At 54.9% G+C, this 22,695-nt stretch carries 21 protein-coding genes; 9 read left to right on the top strand and 12 right to left on the bottom strand.

Annotated features, from left to right (window positions below; all coding sequences use genetic code 11):
• Nucleotides 1-7 precede the first annotated feature (7 nt).
• On the bottom strand, nucleotides 8-835 hold the full coding sequence (locus tag VN12_RS21285) for a TIGR00730 family Rossman fold protein (RefSeq protein ID WP_146678687.1): 828 nt from the start codon (nucleotides 833-835) through the stop codon (nucleotides 8-10).
• A gap of 94 nt (nucleotides 836-929) precedes the next feature.
• Complete coding sequence (locus tag VN12_RS21280; protein WP_168164548.1) at nucleotides 930-1,547, bottom strand: TetR/AcrR family transcriptional regulator; 618 nt, start codon at nucleotides 1,545-1,547, stop codon at nucleotides 930-932.
• Between the two features lie 153 nt (nucleotides 1,548-1,700).
• Between VN12_RS21280 and VN12_RS21275 the strand changes: the two genes are divergently transcribed.
• The 3 genes from VN12_RS21275 to VN12_RS21265 all read left to right on the top strand — a co-directional run bounded on the left by VN12_RS21275 (nucleotide 1,701) and on the right by VN12_RS21265 (nucleotide 7,194).
• Nucleotides 1,701-3,044, top strand: a complete 1,344-nt coding sequence (locus VN12_RS21275) for an efflux RND transporter periplasmic adaptor subunit (protein WP_146678685.1) — start codon at nucleotides 1,701-1,703, stop codon at nucleotides 3,042-3,044.
• Nucleotides 3,041-6,157 (top strand): efflux RND transporter permease subunit, encoded by a 3,117-nt coding sequence (locus tag VN12_RS21270; protein WP_146678684.1) that lies wholly within the window; start codon nucleotides 3,041-3,043, stop codon nucleotides 6,155-6,157. Before VN12_RS21275 ends, VN12_RS21270 begins: the two co-directional genes overlap by 4 nt.
• A 131-nt stretch (nucleotides 6,158-6,288) precedes the next feature.
• Nucleotides 6,289-7,194, top strand: coding sequence for a ThuA domain-containing protein (locus VN12_RS21265; protein ID WP_205855113.1), 906 nt, complete (start codon nucleotides 6,289-6,291; stop codon nucleotides 7,192-7,194).
• Between the two features lie 39 nt (nucleotides 7,195-7,233).
• Here VN12_RS21265 and VN12_RS25965 read toward each other — a convergent pair whose 3' ends face one another.
• The 4 genes from VN12_RS25965 to VN12_RS21235 all read right to left on the bottom strand — a co-directional run bounded on the left by VN12_RS25965 (nucleotide 7,234) and on the right by VN12_RS21235 (nucleotide 12,724).
• Nucleotides 7,234-9,621 carry a CotH kinase family protein gene (locus tag VN12_RS25965; protein WP_168164547.1) on the bottom strand — a complete coding sequence of 796 codons (2,388 nt, stop codon included), beginning with the start codon at nucleotides 9,619-9,621 and terminating at the stop codon, nucleotides 7,234-7,236.
• A gap of 103 nt (nucleotides 9,622-9,724) precedes the next feature.
• Entirely contained in the window at nucleotides 9,725-10,450 is a 726-nt protein-coding gene (locus tag VN12_RS21245) for a DUF4956 domain-containing protein (RefSeq protein WP_168164546.1), read from the bottom strand.
• Entirely contained in the window at nucleotides 10,447-11,265 is an 819-nt protein-coding gene (locus VN12_RS21240; RefSeq protein WP_146678678.1) for a polyphosphate polymerase domain-containing protein, read from the bottom strand. Before VN12_RS21240 ends, VN12_RS21245 begins: the two co-directional genes overlap by 4 nt.
• Nucleotides 11,266-11,485: 220 nt before the next feature.
• Entirely contained in the window at nucleotides 11,486-12,724 is a 1,239-nt protein-coding gene (locus VN12_RS21235) for a PQQ-binding-like beta-propeller repeat protein (protein WP_168164545.1), read from the bottom strand.
• 245 nt (nucleotides 12,725-12,969) lie between these two features.
• Between VN12_RS21235 and VN12_RS25960 the strand changes: the two genes are divergently transcribed.
• Nucleotides 12,970-13,146: a hypothetical protein gene (locus VN12_RS25960; RefSeq protein WP_168164544.1), complete on the top strand. Its 177-nt coding sequence runs from the start codon at nucleotides 12,970-12,972 to the stop codon at nucleotides 13,144-13,146.
• Nucleotides 13,147-13,227: 81 nt separating this feature from the next.
• Here the strand turns inward: VN12_RS25960 and purB are convergent, their stop codons facing one another.
• From purB to VN12_RS21205, 6 genes are all read right to left on the bottom strand, one after another.
• Nucleotides 13,228-14,607, bottom strand: coding sequence for an adenylosuccinate lyase (gene purB / locus VN12_RS21230; RefSeq protein ID WP_146678676.1), 1,380 nt, complete (start codon nucleotides 14,605-14,607; stop codon nucleotides 13,228-13,230).
• 18 nt (nucleotides 14,608-14,625) lie between these two features.
• Entirely contained in the window at nucleotides 14,626-15,222 is a 597-nt protein-coding gene (locus VN12_RS21225) for a riboflavin synthase (RefSeq protein ID WP_146678675.1), read from the bottom strand.
• A gap of 39 nt (nucleotides 15,223-15,261) precedes the next feature.
• Nucleotides 15,262-16,173 (bottom strand): 16S rRNA (adenine(1518)-N(6)/adenine(1519)-N(6))-dimethyltransferase RsmA, encoded by a 912-nt coding sequence (gene rsmA / locus VN12_RS21220; protein WP_240491219.1) that lies wholly within the window; start codon nucleotides 16,171-16,173, stop codon nucleotides 15,262-15,264.
• Nucleotides 16,174-16,215: 42 nt separating this feature from the next.
• A complete protein-coding gene (locus tag VN12_RS21215; RefSeq protein WP_146678674.1) occupies nucleotides 16,216-16,683 on the bottom strand; it encodes a RidA family protein in 468 nt (155 codons plus the stop codon).
• A 149-nt stretch (nucleotides 16,684-16,832) separates the two neighbouring features.
• Nucleotides 16,833-17,342: a hypothetical protein gene (locus VN12_RS21210; protein ID WP_146678673.1), complete on the bottom strand. Its 510-nt coding sequence runs from the start codon at nucleotides 17,340-17,342 to the stop codon at nucleotides 16,833-16,835.
• Between the two features lie 18 nt (nucleotides 17,343-17,360).
• Nucleotides 17,361-18,941 (bottom strand): HEAT repeat domain-containing protein, encoded by a 1,581-nt coding sequence (locus tag VN12_RS21205; RefSeq protein ID WP_146678672.1) that lies wholly within the window; start codon nucleotides 18,939-18,941, stop codon nucleotides 17,361-17,363.
• A 317-nt stretch (nucleotides 18,942-19,258) separates the two neighbouring features.
• On the opposite strand from VN12_RS21205, the gene rpsR reads away from it, so the two are divergent.
• The 5 genes from rpsR to VN12_RS21180 all read left to right on the top strand — a co-directional run bounded on the left by rpsR (nucleotide 19,259) and on the right by VN12_RS21180 (nucleotide 22,695).
• Nucleotides 19,259-19,558 carry a 30S ribosomal protein S18 gene (gene rpsR, locus VN12_RS21200; protein ID WP_146678671.1) on the top strand — a complete coding sequence of 100 codons (300 nt, stop codon included), beginning with the start codon at nucleotides 19,259-19,261 and terminating at the stop codon, nucleotides 19,556-19,558.
• Between the two features lie 123 nt (nucleotides 19,559-19,681).
• Nucleotides 19,682-20,107 (top strand): acyl-CoA thioesterase, encoded by a 426-nt coding sequence (locus VN12_RS21195; RefSeq protein ID WP_146678670.1) that lies wholly within the window; start codon nucleotides 19,682-19,684, stop codon nucleotides 20,105-20,107.
• Between the two features lie 22 nt (nucleotides 20,108-20,129).
• Nucleotides 20,130-20,630, top strand: a complete 501-nt coding sequence (locus tag VN12_RS21190; protein ID WP_146678669.1) for a hypothetical protein — start codon at nucleotides 20,130-20,132, stop codon at nucleotides 20,628-20,630.
• 28 nt (nucleotides 20,631-20,658) lie between these two features.
• On the top strand, nucleotides 20,659-21,315 hold the full coding sequence (locus VN12_RS21185; RefSeq protein WP_168164543.1) for an HAD family hydrolase: 657 nt from the start codon (nucleotides 20,659-20,661) through the stop codon (nucleotides 21,313-21,315).
• Between the two features lie 69 nt (nucleotides 21,316-21,384).
• On the top strand, nucleotides 21,385-22,695 hold the full coding sequence (locus VN12_RS21180; RefSeq protein ID WP_409994261.1) for a CpaF family protein: 1,311 nt from the start codon (nucleotides 21,385-21,387) through the stop codon (nucleotides 22,693-22,695).

The raw sequence follows: 22,695 nt of genomic DNA, 5'->3' as shown, positions 1-22,695 counted from the left end.
AATCCCATCAGGACTTCGGTACAGCGATCGGTTTCAATTTGCGTGCGTAAGCAATCGGGTCGGTTTCGCCCAGCCACCAGCGAGGCCGCGGAACTCCGTGTTGCAGACCGAACGTAGTCCGAGCGGAATGGCTGATGCGTTCTGCGATCTCTTGGGCTGAGTCGGTAATGATAAATCGGTCAATATCCGCTGCATCGATCGTTCCATTGGCGAGCATCGTCTGTCTCAGGAAATCCAGCATCGGAGTCCAGTACTCGACGCCTGCGAGAATGATGGGAAAGGCTTTGACTTTTGTGGTTTGCACCAACGTGGCGATTTCAAAGAGTTCATCGAGCGTACCAAACCCACCTGGACAGGCGACGAACGCGTAGGAGTATTTCGCCAACATCAGTTTGCGAACGAAGAAGTAATCGAATTCGACAAAGAGATCGAGGTAGGGGTTCGGGTTTTGTTCGTGAGGGAGAACGATATTGCATCCCACACTTCGGCCTTGCACATCTTTAGCTCCGCGATTGGCTGCTTCCATGATTCCCGGCCCGCCTCCGGTCATGACCGTGAAGCCAGCTCGCGCCAATTCGGCTCCAATCTCCCGTGCCTGCGTGTAGAAGCGATGGTTCTCCGGGAATCGAGCGGAGCCAAAGACGGTCACGCAGGGACCTACGAAGTGGAGATAGCGAAAACCGCGAATGATCTCTCGAAAGATCTTCAACGATCGAAACAGCTCGGCGCGCCGGCTGCTGGGACCTTGGAGAAATCGCCGTTCCTCAGCAAATTGCTTGGCGGAGTTATCGGGCGGCTCAGAAACATCCCCCGTGGGGATTGGGATCGTACGCATGGGTTCTAAAAGACTGGGGCTTGGGGCATAGGAAGGCTTGAGGGAACACGCGTGTAACGTGAAGTCAACGACTCCACTCTAGCTTGAGCGGTTGCTATCGGGATGGTGCGCGGTAGGTCTGAAGAAACATCTTGACAGCGGCGTTCGCGATTTTCTTCTTTTGCGGCTTGGACGGGTTTGTTGCATTGAGGATGAGCTGGGGCCAAACACAGAATCCTTCTACGAGCATCAGTAGTTGTTTGGAAGCAAAGTTCGCATCGCCTTCCAAAATACGCTTGTCCTTTTGGGCCGATTGGATCCATTGGACGAGGAGATTTTCGAAGATTTTTGTATTGCCAAACATTTCATGCCCGAGCTGTGGATTACGGATAAACCGGGAAATGAGGATTCTTCCGAGAACCCGCGAATCCGGATGACAGTGGAATTCGATCACGCCGAGGCAAAAGGGCTCCAGTTGCCGTTCCAGCGTTTCGTCCGACCGGTAGCAAAGAGGGACCGCGCGAGCGGCATGGTCTTTGAGTTGCGACACAATCGCCTCGAAGAGGCGATCTTTACTGGGAAAATGGTTGTAAACCGTTCGCTTCGAAACTCCGGCCTGCTGCGCGATCAAATCCATACTGGTGTTGTCGAAACCCATTTCAGAGAAACAGGATACGGCGGCGGAGAGGATATCGACTCGCTTACGGTCGGTTAGCCGTTCACCGGTTTGCATCGCTCCAAGATCCCTTCCTATCACAAAAATTCTTTCCAACTCGCCATCTCGAGAAGGACCATGTTGTAGCCGAGGGGGCTTGACTTCGTAACCGCCCCGGAAAAAATCCCTAGGCCGTAGAAAAACTACACCGTGCAGTGTACATTCGGAGGAATGATGAACGAAACCGAAAGCAAATGGAAGCGGGCTATCGCTGGTGTAGCGTGCGTGGGGATTCTGGCAGCATCGCTGGCGATAACAGGCTGCGGTGGGCATGGAGCAGGAGGAAAACTGGGGAAACCAGGTTCGGGCGTTCCTGGGGCGTCCATGCCGGAGAGGCCTTCCACCCCCGTCGATACCATCGATGCCAAGGTCAAACAGGTCACGGATTACCGGGACTTCACAGGGCGGACCGCCCCCGCGCACTCGGTCGAAGTTAGGCCGCGTGTAAGCGGATACCTCAATCAAACTCCGAATCGGTTTCCCAGCTCGCCTCGCCCCACCTCGTTAGCACCCTCGGCGCAATCCATTGCAACCGATCGGTTCACTCGGGCGGTCTCCTATACCCAACCCTTTATAGTCCAAGCAAAAGAGGGGGAGAAAATCGAAGCAGGAACTCCCTTGTTCGAGATCGACCCAAGACCCTATCAGTTCGCCCTGGAACAAGCACGCGGAAATCGCATCGCTCTCGAAGCGCAACTGGAACGACTTCGGAGCGAACTGAATCGACTCGAAAAGCTAAAACCATCGAATGCAATTAGCGATACCGATTTAGAACTTGCGAAAGCCAATCTTCACGAGTCCGAAGGACAATACCAAACCCTCCTCGCTGCCGAAAAACGAGCGGAGCTCGACCTGGAATTCACTCAGATCAAAGCCCCCATCGCGGGCATCCTAGGTCGCTCTTTGATCAATCCGGAGAATGTGGTCACGGCCGATACGACGTTACTCACCACTATCGTTTCGGTCGCCCCAATTCATGTTTATTTCGATATCGACGAAGCCTCTTTTTTGGAGTACCGAGACTTGGTTCGCGCTGGCAAATTACCAGCAGCCAGTGAGGGTTCGATTCCCGTTTCGCTCGCTCTGACCAATGACGCCACGTTTCCGTATCACGGACGTATCGATTTTCAAAACAATACGACCGATCCTGGGACAGGTAACACCCTCATTCGAGCCGAATTCGCCAACGAGCAAGGCCTCCTCACTCCGGGACTCTACGGCAAGGTCCGAGTTCCGTTCTCGGCTCCTTATGAGGCTGTACTCGTACCGACGAAATGCCTGGCCATGGACCAACAGGGCAAGTACTTGATGGTGGTTGATCAAGACAACATCGTGCACCGAAGAACCGTGGAGGTTGGCACGACGCATGGTTCCTATTCTGTCATCCGCGAAGGACTGATGGTTGGAGAGCAAGTCGTGTATGAGGGATTGCAGAAGATCCGCCCTAAAGATCGGGTTCAACCCAGTCCCTCGAAAGAGGTTCCTCCGCTGAATACGGAGCGAATCGGTCAATGAGCATATCCAGCTACTTCATATCGCGCCCCGTCGCCGCCAATGTCATCGCAATCTTGACGGTCCTCTTTGGACTGGTCGCGGTTGTAAATCTGCCGGTAGAACGCTATCCGAATATCACTCCTCCTACGATCCAAGTCACCGCAAATTATCCAGGAGCTAACTCGCGAGTCGTCTCGGATACCGTCGCATCGGTCGTGGAGCAGCAGATCAACGGCGTGGAGCGGATGCTCTATATGTCGTCGACTTCTTCCTCCAACGGTTCCTACTCCCTGACGGTCACCTTCGAAGTCGGGACGGATCTCGATCAAGCGCAGGTACTGGTTCAAAACCGCGTGGCCCTCGCCGAACCGCTCCTCCCCTCGGAAGTCCGGCAGCAGGGATTGAGCGTGAAGAAGCAGTCGACGAATATTCTTCTCGTCGCTTCATTGATCTCTCCCGACAAATCATTCGATAGCCTCTTCTTAAGCAACTACGCAAATCTTCGATTGCGCGATGAATTGAGTCGCGTCCCGGGGGTTGGGGAAGTGACGGTGAGCGGAAGCGGAGCGTATAGCATGAGGATCTGGGTCGATCCCACACGACTCGAAGCTCGCGGTTTGACGTTCCAAGACCTTTTAGCCCAATTGCGACAGCAGAACATCCAAGTTGCAGCGGGACAGATCGGGCAACCTCCTAACGAAAACGCACCCGATTTCCAGCTCACTATCAGCGCTCTGGGAAGACTGACCGATCCCGAGCAATTCGAAAATGTCATTATCAAATTCTCGGAGGATGGTTCGCTTACCTACCTTCGCGATGTCGCGAGAGTGGAGATCGGAGCCCAGTCCTACGATTCGTTCGCACAGCGTGGAGGCATTGATTCCGCGAGCGTTCTAATTTACCAGCTACCCGGTGCCAACGCGCTCCAGGTAGCGGATCGTGTTCGAGAAGCCATGGACAAACTCGCACAGTCGTTCCCCAAAGGAATGGAGTACGATATTCCCTTCGATACGACCACCTTTGTCTCGGCAGCGATTCATGAAGTTTATAAAACCTTAGCCGAGGCAGGCATCCTCGTCCTTGTCGTGATCCTGGTCTTCCTCCAGGATTGGCGAGCGGTATTAATCCCTGCTACCACGGTCCCCGTTACCATCATCGGCGCCTTCGCCGCGATGCCATTCTTGGGTTTCTCCATCAACCTCCTCACTCTCTTTGGGCTCGTTTTGGCCATCGGAATCGTGGTCGACGATGCGATTGTGATCGTGGAGAACGCGGCCCATCACATTGAAAACGGGGAAGCCCCCAAGCAGGCCACCGAGCGCGCGATGCGCGAGGTAACGGGTCCGGTTATCGGGATCACTGCCGTCTTGCTCGCCGTCTTTGTCCCTACCATCTTTTTGGGTGGAATCACCGGCGAATTGTATCGCCAATTCGCACTGACCATCGCCGCAACGGCTCTGATCAGCGCGATCAACGCGCTCACGCTTAAGCCCGCACAATGCGCGACATGGTTGAAACCTGCGAAAGGAAAGAAGTTCTTCCTAGCGAGATGGTTCAACACTTCCTTTCGTTGGGTCGAGGGTTGGTATATCTTCTTTTTGAAAGGTGTGTTGAGAGCTTGGCCAGCCACCCTCGTGGCGTTTGCGATCCTCATCGGCGGTACCGTATGGTGGTATGCCAAAATGCCAACTGGATTCCTCCCTTCCGAGGACCAAGGCTACTTGATTACAGCGATCCAGCTTCCGGACGCAGCCTCTCAATCTCGAACGAAAGAAGTGATCGAGCAGATCAACGCAATCCTCGCCGAGACCGAAGGGGTGGAAACGTGGTTCACGCTTGGTGGAACCTCGCTCTTGGAGGGGAGCCAATCCTCGAACGCGGCCACGGTTTTCATTCGAACCTTGCCATGGGAGGAGCGGACAACCGAAGAGCTTTCCCAAGAGCGCATTGTCGAGAATTTAATGGGCCGATTGGGTGCGATCAAAGAGGCTTTCATTCTGGTCATTACACCACCCGCAATTCAGGGGCTCGGCGTCGGTGGCGGATTCGAAATGCAGGTAGAGGATCGAGGCGGAGTCGGGTTGGTAGAACTGCAAGCAGCGGTGAACAAGCTCGTCGCCGAAGCTCAGAAACAACCGGAGCTCGCCCGCGTGAATTCTACCTTCCGCGCGGGGGTGCCTCAGATCTTCGCCGACATCGACCGAGCTCGCGTGATGTCGATGCAAGTTCCAATTGGAGATTTGTTTAGCACCATGCAGGCCGCGCTCGGTTCGGCTTACGTCAATGATTTCAATCTCTACGGTCGAACCTATCGGGTGACCGTTCAAGCTGATGAAGAATACCGTGACAATGTCGACGACATTCGTAAACTAAAAGTTCGCAATACCAAGGGAGAGATGGTCTCGCTCGGGAGCGTAATGAATCTGAAAGACTCATTCGGAGCCCAGATTGTTCGACGATTCAACCTTTATCCTTCCGCGACCATTACGGGCTCCGCAACCCCCGGAAGCAGTTCGGGCCAAGCATTGCAAAAGATGGAGCAGCTCGCGAGCGAATCATTCTCGGATGCGATCGGCTTTGATTGGAGCGGTGTTTCCCTGCAAGAAAAGAATAGCAAAGGGGAAGAGATCTATATTTTCGGTTTGGCCGTATTGCTCGTCTATCTCATCCTCTCGTTCCTGTACGAGAGCTGGATTTTACCGATCGCGGTAGTGCTCGTCGTTCCATTGGGACTGCTAGGCACGGTAGCGGCTATTTGGTGGGCGGGGATGGATAACAATGTGTACGTGCAGATTGGAATCGTGTTGATCATCGCTCTGGCGAGCAAGAACGCGATCCTGATTGTCGAATTCGCACGGGAGCTTCACGAGTCGGGCAAGTCGGCTTGGGATGCAGCCATCGAAGGATCTCGCACACGATTTCGACCGATCTTGATGACCTCCATTGCGTTTATATTAGGGGTGCTACCCCTTGTATTTGCGGAAGGAGCGGCAGCAGCCAGTCGCCGAGCGCTCGGAACGGCTGTTTGCGGTGGCATGATCACCTCCACCGTGCTCGCGATTTTCTTCACACCGGTTTTCTATTACGTCTGCCAGCGAATTGCCGATCGCTTTACCCGCAAGGCGTCGGCTTGATGGGGTTTTGCCGAACTTTGTAATCGATGCGTTCCCGTGGAATGCCATCTACCTAACGGCAGGAAAATCTGGCTAGAATGGAGGCGTCCTATTTCCCATCTTTCCTCCCTGCCACCGAAGAGGCAACACCTGTGAATCCATCTCACCCCTTGGTTTCCCGTCGTTCTTGGATCCAACAATCGGCGATCGTTTCGGGCGCTCTGCTCGCGGCCCCCAGCTTGGCCAGCGCTGCGAAGCCTGCTCCGAAGAAACTCCTTTTCTACTGCCGCAGCGCGGGCTTCGAGCACTCGGTCGTGAAACGCAATAACGGTGCCCCATCCTATGCAGAACGAATGATGGACGAGTTTGCCAAGAAGTATGGCTTCGAAGTTACCAGCACCAAGGATGGTCGCATCTTCGATAAGGACTATGAAGCATTTGATGGGTTTCTCTTCTACACCACGGAAGACCTCACCAAGCCGGGTGGGGACAAAGAACCTCCGATGACCGCACAAGGAAAAAAGAATTTCCTGGAGGCCATCGCAGCCGGCAAAGGCTTTATAGGAAGCCACTGCGCCTCGGACACGTTCCACAGTCCCGGCGATCGCACCAAGGCATCTGCTGAGATCGATCCCTACATTCAGATGATCGGAGGAGAGTTCATTCGCCACGGCCGTCAACAAAACGCAACCATGCGCGTTACCAGCAAAAACTTCCCAGGATTGGACAAGGCCGGAGACGAGTTCACATTGCACGAAGAGTGGTATTCGCTCAAGAACTTCAATCCCGATATGCACGTCATCCTCGTTCAAGAAACGAAAGGGATGCAAGACAAGGATTACGACCGACCTCCTTATCCAGCAACTTGGGCGCGCAAGCACGGCAAGGGTCGGGTCTTTTACACCTCCATGGGACACCGCGAGGACGTGTGGGCAAACCCCGTGTTCGAATCCATCTTCATCGGGGGACTGCGCTGGGCACTTCAAGAAGTAGACGCGGAGATCCCTGGCAATCTCGCCCAAGTCGCTCCGGAAGCGTCCGTGCTACCGAAGCTTTAAACAGCGGAATGTCTACCTCTCTCGGGAGACCCAGAGCCTTTACCTCGCTGCGGTTGGCGCAGCGAGGGCCTTCTTCAAGTACTCGTAACGCGCTTTGGCAAAGTCGAGAATCGACATATCGCGGCCATCGATTCGACCAGAAGACTCGGTCGCAACGGCTTTTCGAAATGCTTCATACGACTCCAGTTTGCGCGTATCCTGCTGGACATACGGGTCGATCATCGGCACGTAATGTTCGATGCGCGATTGCAAGAAATCTCCCCCGAGTATTTCTTCGTTGATCTTCGCGAGGATCTCCAAGTATCGAGCCCGATACTTCGGTACAGCGAGCAGTTTACTACGCAAAGGTTTTGAGCTGTCATCCAGCCCGGTAAGCGGATCCAACTCCACGGGAGATCGCATGGCTCCCCCACGTGGTCCGGGTTCACGATCCCCGCCTCTTCGATTTGGTCTCCCGGGACCGCCCATGCCAGGACCGCCCATGCCAGGACCGCCCATGCCGGGCCCCCCCATGCCGGGCCCCATCGCAGGCTTCAGCGTTTCGTTTGCATCGTGAATCGCGACATGGAAGACTCCTTGGCTGTCGCGATAGAGAGAGTAGTCGCTCGCGCGCGTCCAGTAACCATCGTTGTTGACGAGGCCGATGTCGAGAGCCAGGAAATGAAGGACCCCTTCGACATTCAATATCGGTTCAATCTTCGCAGGCAGATCCTCCACGGGTGTGGTGTTGAGAGTTTTACAGAGTTCGACCAGTGCGTCCCAATCCTCTTTGCGATCTTTGCTCTTGATCTGGTAGGTTCGTTTGTAAGCGTCGAGTTCGTCACCAAAGTATTCGAGTCCCCCACGCCCGCCAGGGCTCCCCGGCACTTTCCATCGAGCCCCTTTCGCATCGGAGAAACGGGCTTCGATGAACTCCTTATTGAACTGTTCCGCATTGACATACAGCCCCCAACTTTCGCCATTGATCACGACATGGACGAAATTGGCGACCGGTGCCAGCGCGTACTTCTGTGCTGCTTCCAGATAGAGGATGGTTCGTAAAAAACTGGGATCCTCGTGGGCGTTGAGCAAATTAAGGGTTTTGCGACCATAAAGACGTTGGTCTTGATCGGCGAAATCGAGTGACAAGTTGAGCGATCGCTTGCTTCCCGCAGGGACCATCCCAAAGGAAGACATCCCCCGAAAATGGACCCCTACCTGCGGGTATCGATTTCCGTCCACAACGAGATCGGCGGGGACATCCACGTCCGTATTGTTGAAATCGGCTAGCTCTTCCTCCCAGTCATTCCCTTCGAAGGTTAGGAATAGCGTCCGTATCACTTTGTCCGTATACAGCGGTTCGGCCGGATAAACCTTCACATCCTCGAGCGAGATGCGAGGGCCGGGAGAAGACGGCTCGGTTCCACGCCGACCGGGAGGCCCAAAACCAGGTCCGCCAGGTCCACCGGGTCCACCGCGCCCACCCGGACCTCTCGGTCCTCCGGGGCCTCCGCGATTGGGTTGCTTCTTGAGAAACGCGCGGGCTTCGTCCCGTTCGGCGCGCTCCAGCCGTTCGTTTCCGTTCTTATCAAACTGAGCGACCAAGGGGCGAGATTCGGACATGGGGCCCCCTCCCATCCGAAAGGGAGGGGCGGGAAAGGAAAACGTCTCGCCAGCGATCTTGTTCCAATCACGCTTTTGCTTTTCATCGAGAAGTGCGAGGATCTTTGCTTCGGTTTCGCTCTGCAGGTTCCCTTCGGGTCCCCCGGGCCCAAACCCGCCTGGTCCAAACTCGGGAGGCCCGAATCCTGGGGGACCAAACCCACCCGGTCGCCGCGGTGGCCCTCCAAAGAGACCGCCGAACCAACCGGGCCCTTCGTTCTCGCGTCGCGAATCTTGAAAGGGAATTCCCAGAGGTTCCAGCAGTTCTCGAAGGCTCTCGCGCTGGGGCCCCGTGAGCTGCAGCTGATCGTGAAGCTCCTTTTCCGCCCAAGCACGAATTCCCTTTCGTCGCACTTGCAATTGGGTCAGTCTTTCCCTTTGCGGAACGCTGAGAATCTCTCTTAGTTTTTCATCGGATTCCCGTTGGATCCTTTCGGTTTGTTCACGCAATTTCCCCAATGCTTCGTCGCGTTGATTTGGTTCCAACTCTGGCAACGCGGCAAAATCAACTTCACCCATTGCCTTCTCGATCGCTTGCCGATGATCGCTTTGGATCGCCTCCAGCTGCTGCTTTTTAGAATCTTCCAGCTTGATCTCTTTGCGGACTTCCTCCATCTCCAGCATTGCGAGCCAGGAATCATCCAATCCTCGACCCGGAGGGCCCGGCATATTCCTTCCCATGCCCGGTGGCTGGCCAAAGGTTGGGAGCTGTGGATATGCGAAGAAGCTGGCTGCGGCTCCGGTGCACGCAATCGTTCCGATCACCCAGCGTAAATAGAACTTCATCCTAGATTCCTCGTTGTAAAGATGAGAAGTACTCCTAGAGGCGGGAGTCCGCGAGGACGCTCGCATTGGATGCAATAGTGTGAATAGCCTTGGCGTCCTGATATCAGCTCGTTGAGTCGACGGCGTCGGGTCTCTCCAGGGCTACGGACTGAACACCTTGGAGCCGGTTGATCCGATTGACCCAATCGAGTGGGTCGACGAGATCGCTCCACTCGACGTCGTACAGGATTTCGATCGCAGCTCCTTGTTTGATGGTCGTAATCTCAACGATTCGCTGAGAAGTGACCGCCTGATCGATCGCGTCCTGGATAACTCCACGCAGTTCGATTCCCAATCCCAATCTCAATCGAATCCTATAACGTTCCGATGTCCGACCCCCTCGCCCTCGCATGCCAGGTTTCGCCCACCATGGCATGTGCAACCCCACGGCTGCGAGACTGACGATCGGAATGCCGATCAAGGGAACGTTCCATTGGGAACATCCAATCGCCATGCCTACGACAACAGCAAAGATCACGAAGGCAGTGTCTCGAGTGTCCTCAACAACGGTGCGGAATCGAACGATTGCGAGCGCTCCCGCGAGTGAAAAGGCGCGCGCCACCGAATTTCCCACCACCGTTGTCACCATACAGATCAACACCGTGAGCAGAACGAGTGTTACGTACATCGATCGATCGTAGTGATTCTGAGATCGATGCTTGGTGAGGCGATAAACTTCAGCAACGGTCCACCCCAATAGGGTGGAACAGATAAATCGAATCGCCAGAGATAGACCGCTGGCCATTTCCCCTTCATTCGATTCAAAGAGCCCATGGATCCACTCGTTCATGCCACTGCTCCGTCTCTTGTTTGAACCCATTCGTTGGGGTCGCTTAACGCCGTTCGGTACTTCGAGAATTTCACGGGTGCGATTTGAAAGTCTTCCACCCACCGTTTCAGGTGAACGGGCAACGCATCGGTGAACTTGAATTCCACCACCGAATACCCAGGTACCATTGGCTGAATGCAATCCGTGCTAGGCAATTCTCCCTCCGTTCGGTTTCTATGGAGAAACGCCGACAATTCCAACCAATCTGCTCGATGGAATCGATGCGTCCCGAGACGATTGTCGATCGTAACTCGGAAAGGCGGCTCCGTTTGTTCACTAATGTATGCTTCACGCTCGTACTCCACCGCGCAGCTCGGGACCAAGCCAAAGGATTGAGCCTCATCCCAAATCGGGGACGATAGGGTCGAAGATTGATCCAAAGCATCGAGCGGAATGAGATCCCGATGTTTCGTGACGACACCTTTCTGGCGGCGTTTACGCTCGAGAAACAGCTCCTGATCCTCGTTGTAACGCCGGAATCGAAACTTGTTGCCGTCGGTTACCGAGGTGCGATGAAAAATGTCGAACGCGACGGTATCCAAATAGAGACTGCAGACTTTGTATCGCCCTGTTTTTCGATCAGCGAACGGATCGGTTTGCAGTTCGTTGCGCGCACGCTCGCGAAGTCGATTGGCTAAATCCCAAGGCAATAAAAACTTGAGTTCAATCGCCCGCTTTCCGTCGTGCCCCCCGTGTGCCAACCCTGGCGACAGGTAGTTTGCAGCCGCAGGGAGCGCGTAACACTCCCCGCATTCCGTTGTCGGGTTGGGATCCATGAGGCAAAGGATAAGAAAAGAGGATCGCAACCAGAGCCTACCTCTCTTCGAAAATCCGAAAGTGCAAGCTCTAACCCCTATGAGACTGGATGCGTTGAGGGGATAGAGTGCTTAACCCAGCCGTTGAGAGAGAGTTCCGAAAGATTTTTTGCAATCCGCTCCTCGGGAAAACTCGAGGCCGAGCCAGGGAAGAATGAGATCTCGTTTTAGGAGAACCAACTTAGGACCAGCTGTACACGGTCATTCCCTTTTGAGACCGAACCATCACTTTTCCTTGGAGAAGACCGACGTGAGCCCAAGCTTCTTCCTCGTTGGTGGTTAAGGCTCGTTCCGAAAGAACTTGAAGTTCCAATGGATTGTGCTGAATCAATCGGAGCGTTCCGTCTTGGTCGAGCGCGAGAATCCGATCCCCGTTGGTGACCAAACTCCAATACTCCCCAAAGGGTTTGGAAATCCAAGCTTCCTTGCCTGTGGATAAATCGAGGCAAGCAAACCGTTTGTTTCTCAGGTGCATGTAGAGATAGTTGCCGAGGACCACGGGCGAAGACATGTAGCCTTCAATTTTATTCTCCCACCGAATCTTCGGAGAACGGTTTTCTTCGATGTCGATCAAAAGCGAGCGACCGCCGTAACTGCTGGTAAAGAGAGCGTTCTTCCAGAGAGTGGGGGTAAGAATGTTCATTCCGCGAAAAGCGGCCACTTCGTATTTCCAGTAGGGCTCCCCGGACTCCAGATTCACACCCGCGAGGAACGTTCGAGTCTGCACGAGCAATTGGCGTACACCGTGCAATTCGCCAATGATCGGGGACGAAAATGCTCCGCTGGTCATCATATCCCCTGCATCTTGAAGAGAGGACCAGAGGATGGTGCCGTCGTCGCACCGGAGTTTGTGCAGGCCTTTGCCGGCCTGGATATAGAGGTGAGCCCCGTCCACAATCGGGGAGCAAACCATGCCAAAGTCAGGTACTTTGCCAAATCGCTCTGCGAAGTCGACTCGCCACTTTTCCTCGCCCGTCGCCGTATCGAGAGCGACCAAAACATCGCGAATCCCGCCTACGAAAAGGGTTTTCCCATCCGTGGCGGGAGTGGCGCGAATCCAATTGCCGTTTCGGGCAGCGAAAAAAGGAACATTCAATGTTCCTTTCCATTCAACTTGCCAGCGGACTTCACCATCCATGACCGAGAGCGCATAGACCGATTCTCTCCCCGCCTTGCTCTCCGTGGTAAAGACCAAGTCGCCCGACGCAATCGGACCTGAATAGCTATCACCCAGCGGACGGCTCCAAAGCGGGACCAAGCTCTTTTCATCCAGCGAATCTGGCCAAGCTCCTTCGACAACGCCGTTTCTGCTGGGACCTCGCCAAGTGGGCCAGTCCAATCGCTCAGCAAAGAGCAAGCGGGGCGTTGTCGCGATTGAGGCCCCTGCGGCCACAGACTTTAACCATGCACGGCGTTCCATTGAGTCCCTCTTTTTACATCGCAGACGATCGACGACCTCGCCCCCCGTTTCAGCACCGTAGGTGGCCCGGTTACGCGTGAGGACTGTAGGAGGGCGGGTCGGATCGTCAAGCTTCTCCAGACGCATAATTTGCGCAATTCGGAATTCGTGCAAAACAACGGTCATGCCGAATGTTCGATCGCGGCTGTTTGACTGGATGTTCGCTCCGTTCGTTGCCGATGACGAGAACAGGGAGTATCGAAAAAATGAAGTCAATCAAAGAAAAACTATCGCAATTCACGCAATCTGGAGACGGTCCGAGTCCTCTGGAATACTCGGTGATCGTCGCCTTGCTCGTCGCCGCTAGCTTGACTGTCATCTCGACCAGCAGGCAGATTGCGCATCCCTATGTCAGCCGCGTTCCCACGACAATGACGCGGTAAAACGATTTTTAGTGCGGGGTTGATCGAGCTCCCGACCGGGGCCTTGTGGATCGACCCTCTCACGTCGTCGGAACGTCGCTTCTAACGCGCCATCGGGGGGTGCACCCCTGTGTACCCAAACGGAGTCACCGCTCTCAATTCTTGCTTGACCTCCTCGCTGACCTCAAGCGAGTCGATGTACTGCGAGAACGTGTCCTGGTTCACCCTCGCCGCACCTCGGGTCAACGCTTTGAGTGCTTCATAAGGATTTGCAATCTTCTCGCGACGCAGAATGGTCTGAATCGCTTCGGCGATCACGATCCAGTTCGCGTCTAGATCTGCCCGAATCTTTTCCTCGTTCAGGACCAGTTTGCCCAATCCCCGATCGATAGAACGAAGGGACAGCGTGAAATGGGCAAAAGGAACTCCGATATTCCGCAACACGGTCGAGTCGGTTAAGTCGCGTTGAAGCCGGGAGATGGGTAGTTTGCTCGCGAGATGTTCCCAGATGGCATTCGCAATTCCTAAATTCCCTTCGGCGTTTTCAAAGTCGATGGGGTTCACTTTGTGGGGCATCGCGCTGGAGCCTACTTCGCCGGCTTTGATTTTCTGCTTGAAGTAGTCCATCGAAACATAAGTCCAAATATCTCGGCACAAGTCGATCAGGATGGTTCCGATGCGTTTGATCCCATCCATCTGGGCGGCCAAGTCATCGTAATGTTCGATTTGCGTTGTGAACTGCTGTCTTCGCAGCTCCAACCGCTCCTCGACGAACTTATTGCCGAAGGCGATCCAGTCGGTGCTCGGATACGCAACATGATGCGCATTGAAGTTCCCCGTCGCGCCGCCAAACTTGGCCGAGCAAGGAATTTGCTGGAGCAGTCGGAGTTGATGCTCCAGTCGCTCGACAAACACCATCACTTCCTTTCCCAGCCGTGTGGGGGATGCGGGTTGGCCGTGCGTTCTCGCCAGCATGGAGACAGGCTCCCATTCCATCGCTAGCCGACGCAGTTTCTCAATCAATTCATCCAGTCTGGGATACAGCTCTCGCTCAAGTGCATGCTTCCACGACAGGGGAACCGCAGTATTGTTCACGTCCTGGGATGTCAGTCCGAAGTGGACCCATTCCCGCTGATCGCCGAGCCCCATGGCGTCCATTTTATCTTTGATGAAGTACTCGACCGCCTTCACATCATGATTGGTCACCTTTTCATGATTCTTGACCTGCTCCGCGTCCGAAACATCAAACCCGGCGTAGATCTTTCTAAGTGCAGCGATTTGTTCCGCACTCAATGCCAAGAAACCTTCCTCGGAGAGAAGAACCAAATATTCGATTTCGACCCAAACGCGATACCGAATCAGAGCAAACTCGGAGAAGTAATGGTCGAGCTTGGGTGCATTCGAGGCGTCATCGATCGAGGCCAGTTGATTGCGATAACGTCCGTCGATGGGAGAGATAGCGGTGAGGTTTTGAAGTTGCATCGTTGGATTGAATCGTGGCTAAGTGTGACGTGGGGCGATCGCCCGTTGGATGTATTTCGCGAGGATGTCCGTCTCCAAATGGACCGATTGCCCGGGCTGGATCGTTCCCAGTGTCGTGACCTCGAGGGTATGCGGAATCAGCGCGATGGAAAACTCCCTATCATCGGCTTGCACGACGGTCAGACTCACTCCATCGATCGTGATGGAACCTTTGTCGACCATTTGACGCAGCAAGCCCAAGGGGGCTTCGAAATGGAAGTGAGACCATTCCCCTTCCTCTCGCCTGCGGACAAGCCTGCCGAGGCCGTCGATATGTCCGGTGACAAAGTGCCCCCCCATGCGATCACCCACTCGAAGCGACCGCTCCACGTTCAACCGATCCCCTGGTACCCGCGTGCTGAAGGTCGTCTTCGAAAGGGTTTCCGACCCGAGCTCAAAGGTGCATCGCGTTGTTTCGATTTCAACGACCGTGAGGCAACAACCCGCTACGGAAATACTGTCACCAAGCTTGACACCTTCGGCGAGCTCACCCAGCTCCAACTTGAGACGCATTCCGGGGCCGTCTCGGTCTGCCGAAACGATTGTTGCGGTTCCTTCAACCAATCCCGTGAACATATCGACGCGTTCGCTTTCTGAGGCAAGTCGTTTTCGGGTTCAGTCCGCTTGGGGAGGAGGAGTAAGCCGCCGGGATTCCTCGAGCAGATCGATGATCTGCTCCACAGAAAGCTGCTCCGCTCGCAAACTCTCGGAGAATTGGAGCTTGGCCAATATTTCGTCAACTTGGGGTTTGCTCAAATGATCTTGGGTCGCGGTTGCCAATTGAGACCGCAGGAATTTCCGTCGATGGAAAAACAATGCGCGCAGCGTTTTGTGGAAGTAATCCAAATCGACGATCCGCTCCCGTTTGGCAGCATTGGGGATGATTCGGAGAATGGACGAATCGACTCGGGGACGCGGCCAAAAGACCGTTGGAGGGAGATTTCGCAAGATCTCGCAATCACACTGCGATTGCATCCAGATGGTCAAGGCACTGTAGTCCTTGCAACTGGGGGGAGATACGATTCGTTCGGCAAGTTCCTTTTGGATCGTGACGACCATTCGTTCCGGCAAGGGATCTACCGAAAGGAGATTGCTAATGATGGGGGTCGCGACATTGTAAGGCAAATTCGCTACGAGTTTGAACCTCGCTCCGGGGAAGAGGGCGAGCTTTTCGCGAACCGTCTCCATGACTTCGTCTCGAAGATGGTTCTTATTCCGAAGGGCATCGAAGGTGAGCATCGTCACATTCGTGTTCTCCTCCAGTTCTCGCGCCGCGAGGACCTGCAATTCGCGGTCGATCTCGATGGTGATCATATGACCGACGTGGGGAGCGATTCGCTTGGTCAGCGATCCCATGCCCGTTCCGACTTCCAAGATCACATCGGTGCGCTGCAGATCCGCACCGCGCGCGAGGATGTCCAAGATATTGAGATCGATGAGGAAGTTCTGCCCATATTTGGTTTTGGGCTGCATTCCAGCCGCCTCAAACGTGCGGCTTAGGTAGGTATAGGTTTGACGTTCTGACATCCTGACGATTGTCGAGTCGCCGATCGGATGCTCAAGGCCTAATCAGGGGCGGATCTCGAAAATCGCTTCGATTTCCACGGCGATACTTCCCGGGAGCGCGTTTGTCCCTAGGGCACTTCGGACGCCGATACCATGATCGTCGCCCCAAAGGTCGACAAAAAGCTGGCTGCAACCGTTGATGACCGCTGGCGATTGCTCGAACTCGTCGGTGCAACGAACCAGTCCCAATAGCTTGATCACCCTGGAAACGCGGTCCAGACTTCCCAGTCCAGCCTTGAGGGTCGCGAGCATCGCGAGCCCGGTCTGCCGAGCCGCCGCCTGCCCCTCCTCGATCGACATATCCGCGCCAAGCCGGCCCGTGATGAGCGTTTTATCGCTGCGAAGAGGACCGTGTCCTGAGACGTAAGCCAAATTGCCCACGATCAACATCGGCTTGTACAAGCCCACCGGCTTCGGGGCTGGGGGCATCTCCAACCCCAGCGATTTAAGCTTGAGTTCCACATCAGACATCTTGATTGCTCCGCACGGGTAAATGGGCTTCCAATTGGCAAACGGACGCGAACTACGGATTCTAGCGGCAAGTGAGAGTGCGTTGAAGGCTGGAAGGGAAGGGAGCACCAGCGACTACTTCGAGCGACTACTTCGCGACTACCGCGTGACTATTTACTATCCTTGGCCATAGCATCCTTCGCCACGGATTCGTATCGATCCAAATCCGTGTTGAAGACTTTCCGAAAAACCTCGCGCCGCAATCGTTCGTCTCCCGTCTTGGGAGCAGCGGTGTGCCAATACATCGGGTCGACGAAAAGAATGGAGGGGGGGGCATCGCTTGGCAATCCCGATGCGACTTGCCGGACCATCGCGCATTCCAGCCGATTCAACCGATGCACCTTCAACAACTTGACGAACAATCGTTTGGGGCTGTTGATCGGTTTTTGATACCAAGTGATGAAGGTGACGGTGCTTTTCCAAACAGCCAGGATCACCATAAAGCTCCCAATCGCTCCCGCCGCGATCATTCCCCAGGGAGTAGGCGTTTCGTCATAGCCTTGGATTCGAAGCAATTCACCCAATGCCGCTCCCTTTGCGACGAAATCAATCAATGATTGGACCGGGGCCACGTCGCACAGCAGGGGAAGGATAGAGAGGATGGATTCCAAAAGACTCATAATGATTTCCGCATTCACCTAGCTCGGGCTCAATTGCAACTGCTCGAGCGCTTGGGATGCAGCTGTCTTGACCGACAAGTCCTCATCCGCCAGGAGCGGGCCCAACAGCTCCAAGGCTGATTCTCGATCGTTTCCGTACGCGATCGCATGGATGGCTTGGATACGAACCGATTCGTGTTCGTCGGAAAGAGCAGCGACGGCGATCTCTTGAAGCCGCTCGTCCTTGCCCAGGTATCGAATCATCCGAATCGCCTTGGTCCGTTTCGCCACCGAGGTGGATTGGGATTCGGTATCGATGTAATGCACACAACTGCTATCTGCAAACCTCACGATGCGGCCATAAGCTCGAACATGCGCTTCGGGCCAAGTATCCGAGATCTGAAAGAGTTCTTCGCAGCGAAATTCACTAAACAACCCATCCACGGCCGTTCGAATCACAGATGGCAGATCGTAGTAGAGCTCCAGCAGATCATCGATGGCCGATTTCAGAGACGCCTTCCAGGGTGGCGGTTCGTAGGCCGTAATGTCGGGCAACGAAAAGCAGTCGCTTAAAACCATCACCACGATCTCTGGCTTAAGTGTCCGAAGGCTGCGAATCGCGCTGGCGCATTCGACGGTGACGTCGGAACGATCGATGAGCGCGGCGCCCACGACAGCCCGAAGAATGACATCGGGAGTGGCCTCTGTCGCGACAAGGAGCCGAAGCAATGCTGCCACATCCAACTCTTCTCGATCGATTTTTTCCAACTCCATCCCCCCGAAACAGGGGAGGGAGAGACTGGCAAGATTCTTGGTGAGCACCGGAGAGACACCAAAACGTTTTTCCAGGGAGCAAAGGGTCTTAAGCGTCTCGATCGGGTTCCGCTCCAGGACGAGCTCTAACGTGTTAGCGCTGGAAAGTTTGCTCCAGAGCGAGCCGCACACGAGTTCGCTTACTTCGGTGCGGTGCAGCGTTCGCAAACGCTTGAGGAGCAGGCTGCAGTGGGGGTCTTGAATGGGCGAAAAAATTTCGCGGAACCCTTCATCATCCCAATGGAACGCGAGGATATATGCATCGACAATCGCACCGACCCGATGTTTTGAAAAGCGGCGAATCGATGGGAGCAGGTCTTCGAGGAGTTGCTCGCGCCCTGGCATGGAGAGGATGCCGACGTTTTGTCTAGCTTGGGCTCCGAAATCGGTTGCGAGCGAATCAAGAAGCTGAGTTGCCACGATCTGTTGCGAGTCTTCCGGAGACTCGGCAACGGAAACCAGATAATGAAAGAGCGGGGCAATCCGAAGTCGGGCGATCGCTACCAGTCCCTGTTGGCGCGATTCGGGGTCCCGCCCCGTCACCGCGGCTTCCACTGGCGTGGCGAGCATCGTGGAATGCGATGCGAGAAACGCGAGTTCCTCCGATTGGCATCGATCGATTCGACGCACAACTGCCCGCATTTCTTCGTCGCCCCCGCGTGCAATCAGACACTGAACCGCCGCCAATCGGACTGGCGGGATGAGACTGCTCATCGCGCATTCCAAAACCGGGATGGATGCCAAGTTGGACGGTATGCCGAGTACCTGAAAGGTCGACTGAAGCGGAGGGGTGAGAGAAGAAAACATCTGGGATTCCTGGGTCGATGAAGTACGACGTCATCCTGTGAAGGCAACCAGACGGCACACGCGAGATCTATCGACGAAAACTACGACAGAGAAGTCGAGGAAGTCCCCGGTAATGCGGCAAACCATGTAGCGCCACCGCATGATTTGCGGACTTTTCCGGTGCTTCGGAGGCTAAGTCTTTCGAAAAACCGACCGACAAACCCTTTTGCCTATTGAAGGGATGCTGATGCCACGATAAGATCCGCGACTCGACTTGTTTTTTTTAGGGGGAAGGAGTTCCCTCGTCCTCTGTTGCTTTCCAGTTTACCGCAAATAACATGTCTGACTTTCAAGGATCCTTTGGCCGTCGTCCCCCCAATGGTAAGCGAGTTCCTCGCAAACGCGCGAGGATGAAGGTGAAGGTCAAGAAAAAGGATCCGTTGCTCGTAGATGGCAAGCGTCCTCGTCCAATGTACGTTGACTACAAGGATGTGGAGCTGCTGTCCAAGTTGGTCAATCGACACGGGCGTATCGTTTCCCGCCGCAAATCCGGTTGCTCTGCAACCAGCCAACACGCGGTGAGCCAAGCGATCAAGCGAGCTCGATTCATGGCTTTGATGCCCTACGTAGGCGAGTAGGTATCTACCTGAGCTCCGGCCGATCATCTGGATCGGCTCCTCTGGGTTTCGGTCAGCCTTCCCCTCGGAGGCTACTTAAGTTCGTCCGCAGCTGAGGCGGCGGCTACTGGAGCAACGAATCGAATGGGCCCTTTCCGATGGGAACGGCGGGTTGAGTTTTGCGAAACGGACGCCGCTGGTATCGCTCATTTTTCTTCCTTATTTCAATATATGGAGCAGGCCGAACATGCCTTGCTCCGCTCGGTTGGGGCAAGCGTCTTTTCCCACGATGAGCATTCTGTCACGTGGCCTCGCGTTCACGTTCAAGCGGATTTTTTGGGACCCGCCACCTTCGAAGACACGGTTTCCATCGAAGTACGGATTCTGAAAATCGGCTCCTCCAGCATTCGTTACGGATTTGCATTGCATGGACCGCGTGGCCCCGTGGCAAAAGGGGAGTCGGTTTCGGTATGCTGTAGGAGAGTGAGGGATCCGAATGGAATGGTTACACTGGAAAAGGTATCCGTGCCAGCCTCTCTGCACTCCGCATTGACCCCCTATTTAGCCTGATTGTTTTGCCGGAGATCGATCGATGTTCAAACGATGTAGCGATTGGAGTCGGCCCCTGTCCCTTCTAGCCACCGGGTGCCTTGCGCTGGGAACGCTGGGATGCAAACCCGAGGCGGAGGTCGAGCGAGATCGTCTGGCTGCCGAGCAGAATGCCGCCGTGGCGGCTCAAGGTGACGCACCATTTCAGGCACAAAAGGCGGAGACGGGTGTCACAGGGAAAGGAAAAAGTTTGGACGATGTTTCGGACTACAACCCGGTCAAATTCATCTCCGGCCCTGCCTCAGCGTTCTTGAAGACCAAAGAACGCGTTTTCTTCGAGATCCAGCTCCCTAAGTCGTTGCAATTGTTCCAAGCCACCCACGGGAGGGTGCCGAAAAGCCACGAAGAGTTCATGCAGGAGGTGATGGCACCCCCGATGAAAATGCCCGATTTGCCGCAGGGATTGCAGTACCGCTATCGCCCCGATCTCGGGGAACTATGGGTCGAGCCGATCCAAAACAATGCCGGACCGGAATCACCCTAGCATCTACGGGAAGCGGAAAGGATTCGCTATGCGTTTCGACGCAGTAATTTTCGATTTGGATGGAACGTTGCTCGATTCGCTGCTGGATTTGGCGGAAACCGTTAACGAGGTTCTGCGATTGCTCGACCGTCCGCCCTACAGGGTTGACGAATATCGCTTCATGGTTGGAGATGGCGTCTCGGTGCTGTTTCAACGAGCACTACCCGAGACGGCGCACGATCTGGTTCTGAAAGAACGAGCGCTCCATCTCTTCGACAGCGTTTACTCTACGAGATGGAATAACCATTCCAAACCGTACGATGGTATCCCCTCGACGCTTGAAATTCTGGAAAACGTGGGCATGCGACTGTGCATTCTCTCCAACAAGCCGGATGCGTTTACGAAAAAGTGCGCTGCGCAATTCTTTCCATCGACAAAGTTTGACATGGTGGTAGGGCATTCCGAACGTTTTCCACGCAAGCCGGACCCGAGCAGTGCGCGCTGGATCGCATCGCAGTTGGGAATCCGTTCGGAAAGAATGGCTTATGTCGGTGATACAAACACCGACATGAAAACTGCGGTGGAGGCGGGGTTCCATGCGATTGGAGTAACCTGGGGGTTTCGCCCCGAGAGTGAATTGCGTGAATGGGGCGCAGACAGCATTGCCAACACCCCCGGGGAGCTTACAAAAGTTCTGACGGGATAGGACCCGCTGGCGGCTCCCTCTTCGCGACGATTTTGATTCGTTCGAATGTGGAAAGCCATGAAGCCAACAATGAGTCCAAGCCGCTCCCCCGATCAAACGAAGCAAGATGACTTTGAAAACATCAAGCGACGCATCCACCAGCGGTTGGTTGATAAGCTCGATCTTTCGCGCGTCGGTGACTTGAAGGGGGAGTCGTTTCGTCGCGAAATTCGCATCGTCGTCGAGCATCTCTGCGACAGTGAAAACACTCACCTGAATCGGTCTGAACGGGACCGGTTGATCGAAGAAGTACTCGACGAGACGCTGGGTCTCGGGCCTCTCGAGTTTCTACTCAAGGATCCCGCGATCAGCGATATTTTGATCAATGGTCCCAAGAACATCTTCGTGGAACGGAAGGGACAACTCGAAAAGACGGCCGTCGAGTTTCGCGACAACGCCCACTTGATGCAGATCATCGATCGCATCGTGTCAAAGGTCGGGCGACGTGTCGACGAAACATGCCCCATGGTCGATGCGCGACTGGAAGACGGATCACGGGTCAACGCGATTATTCCTCCACTAGCCTTGGACGGGGCCGCCGTTTCCATTCGTCGCTTTGGATCCAACCCGTTGAAGCTCGAGGGGCTGCTCAATTACAAAGCGTTCACTCCCGAGATGGTTATGCTTTTGGAAGGGTGCATCAAGGCCCGTCTGAACATCATCATCAGCGGTGGTACGGGTTCAGGTAAAACAACCCTCCTCAACACACTCAGCAGCTTCATTCCAAACGACCAACGGATTGTGACGATCGAGGATGCGGCGGAGCTTCAGCTCCAACAGGAGCACGTGGTTCGGTTGGAAACAAGGCCTGCGAACATCGAAGGAACGGGAGCGATAACCGCGACCGATCTCGTTCGGAACGCGCTGCGGATGCGACCGGAACGCATCATCATCGGCGAGTGTCGCGGTGGTGAGACGCTGGACATGCTGCAAGCCATGAATACCGGTCACGATGGCTCGATGACGACGATTCACTCGAACTCCCCGCGCGACGCGATCGCTCGTTTGGAAACGCTTGTCATGATGGCGGGGTTTGAATTGCCCGTGAAAGCCATCCGTCAACAGATCGCCGGTGCAGTCGATGTCATCATCCAGGCAAACCGGTTGCAGGGGGGTCCGAGAAGAGTTCTCAATATCACCGAGGTTCAAGGGATGGAGCAGGACACAGTGGTTCTTCAAGACATCTATCGATTTGTTCAGGACGGCATCGACGAGAACGGAAGGGCTGCTGGTTACTTCGAAGCGACAGGAGTACGACCTTCGTTCATGCCACGATTAGAGGCTGCAGGAATTCGTTTACCTGCGAGCGCATTCCGTCAACGCATCATGATGCGAGCGTAA

Source organism: Pirellula sp. SH-Sr6A (genome assembly GCF_001610875.1).
Lineage (GTDB): Bacteria > Planctomycetota > Planctomycetia > Pirellulales > Pirellulaceae > JBKCUI01.
This window is presented reverse-complemented; position numbering and strand designations above follow the sequence as displayed.

Coding starts and splice junctions, on each gene's coding strand:
- VN12_RS21285 (WP_146678687.1), bottom strand. CDS start 835: ATGCGTACGATCCCAATCCCCACGGGGGATGTTTCTGAGCCGCCCGAT.
- VN12_RS21280 (WP_168164548.1), bottom strand. CDS start 1,547: ATGCAAACCGGTGAACGGCTAACCGACCGTAAGCGAGTCGATATCCTC.
- VN12_RS21275 (WP_146678685.1), top strand. CDS start 1,701: ATGATGAACGAAACCGAAAGCAAATGGAAGCGGGCTATCGCTGGTGTA.
- VN12_RS21270 (WP_146678684.1), top strand. CDS start 3,041: ATGAGCATATCCAGCTACTTCATATCGCGCCCCGTCGCCGCCAATGTC.
- VN12_RS25965 (WP_168164547.1), bottom strand. CDS start 9,621: ATGAAGTTCTATTTACGCTGGGTGATCGGAACGATTGCGTGCACCGGA.
- VN12_RS21245 (WP_168164546.1), bottom strand. CDS start 10,450: ATGAACGAGTGGATCCATGGGCTCTTTGAATCGAATGAAGGGGAAATG.
- VN12_RS21240 (WP_146678678.1), bottom strand. CDS start 11,265: ATGGATCCCAACCCGACAACGGAATGCGGGGAGTGTTACGCGCTCCCT.
- VN12_RS21235 (WP_168164545.1), bottom strand. CDS start 12,724: ATGGAACGCCGTGCATGGTTAAAGTCTGTGGCCGCAGGGGCCTCAATC.
- VN12_RS25960 (WP_168164544.1), top strand. CDS start 12,970: ATGAAGTCAATCAAAGAAAAACTATCGCAATTCACGCAATCTGGAGAC.
- purB (WP_146678676.1), bottom strand. CDS start 14,607: ATGCAACTTCAAAACCTCACCGCTATCTCTCCCATCGACGGACGTTAT.
- VN12_RS21225 (WP_146678675.1), bottom strand. CDS start 15,222: ATGTTCACGGGATTGGTTGAAGGAACCGCAACAATCGTTTCGGCAGAC.
- rsmA (WP_240491219.1), bottom strand. CDS start 16,173: ATGTCAGAACGTCAAACCTATACCTACCTAAGCCGCACGTTTGAGGCG.
- VN12_RS21215 (WP_146678674.1), bottom strand. CDS start 16,683: ATGTCTGATGTGGAACTCAAGCTTAAATCGCTGGGGTTGGAGATGCCC.
- VN12_RS21210 (WP_146678673.1), bottom strand. CDS start 17,342: ATGAGTCTTTTGGAATCCATCCTCTCTATCCTTCCCCTGCTGTGCGAC.
- VN12_RS21205 (WP_146678672.1), bottom strand. CDS start 18,941: ATGTTTTCTTCTCTCACCCCTCCGCTTCAGTCGACCTTTCAGGTACTC.
- rpsR (WP_146678671.1), top strand. CDS start 19,259: ATGTCTGACTTTCAAGGATCCTTTGGCCGTCGTCCCCCCAATGGTAAG.
- VN12_RS21195 (WP_146678670.1), top strand. CDS start 19,682: ATGGGCCCTTTCCGATGGGAACGGCGGGTTGAGTTTTGCGAAACGGAC.
- VN12_RS21190 (WP_146678669.1), top strand. CDS start 20,130: ATGTTCAAACGATGTAGCGATTGGAGTCGGCCCCTGTCCCTTCTAGCC.
- VN12_RS21185 (WP_168164543.1), top strand. CDS start 20,659: ATGCGTTTCGACGCAGTAATTTTCGATTTGGATGGAACGTTGCTCGAT.
- VN12_RS21180 (WP_409994261.1), top strand. CDS start 21,385: ATGAGTCCAAGCCGCTCCCCCGATCAAACGAAGCAAGATGACTTTGAA.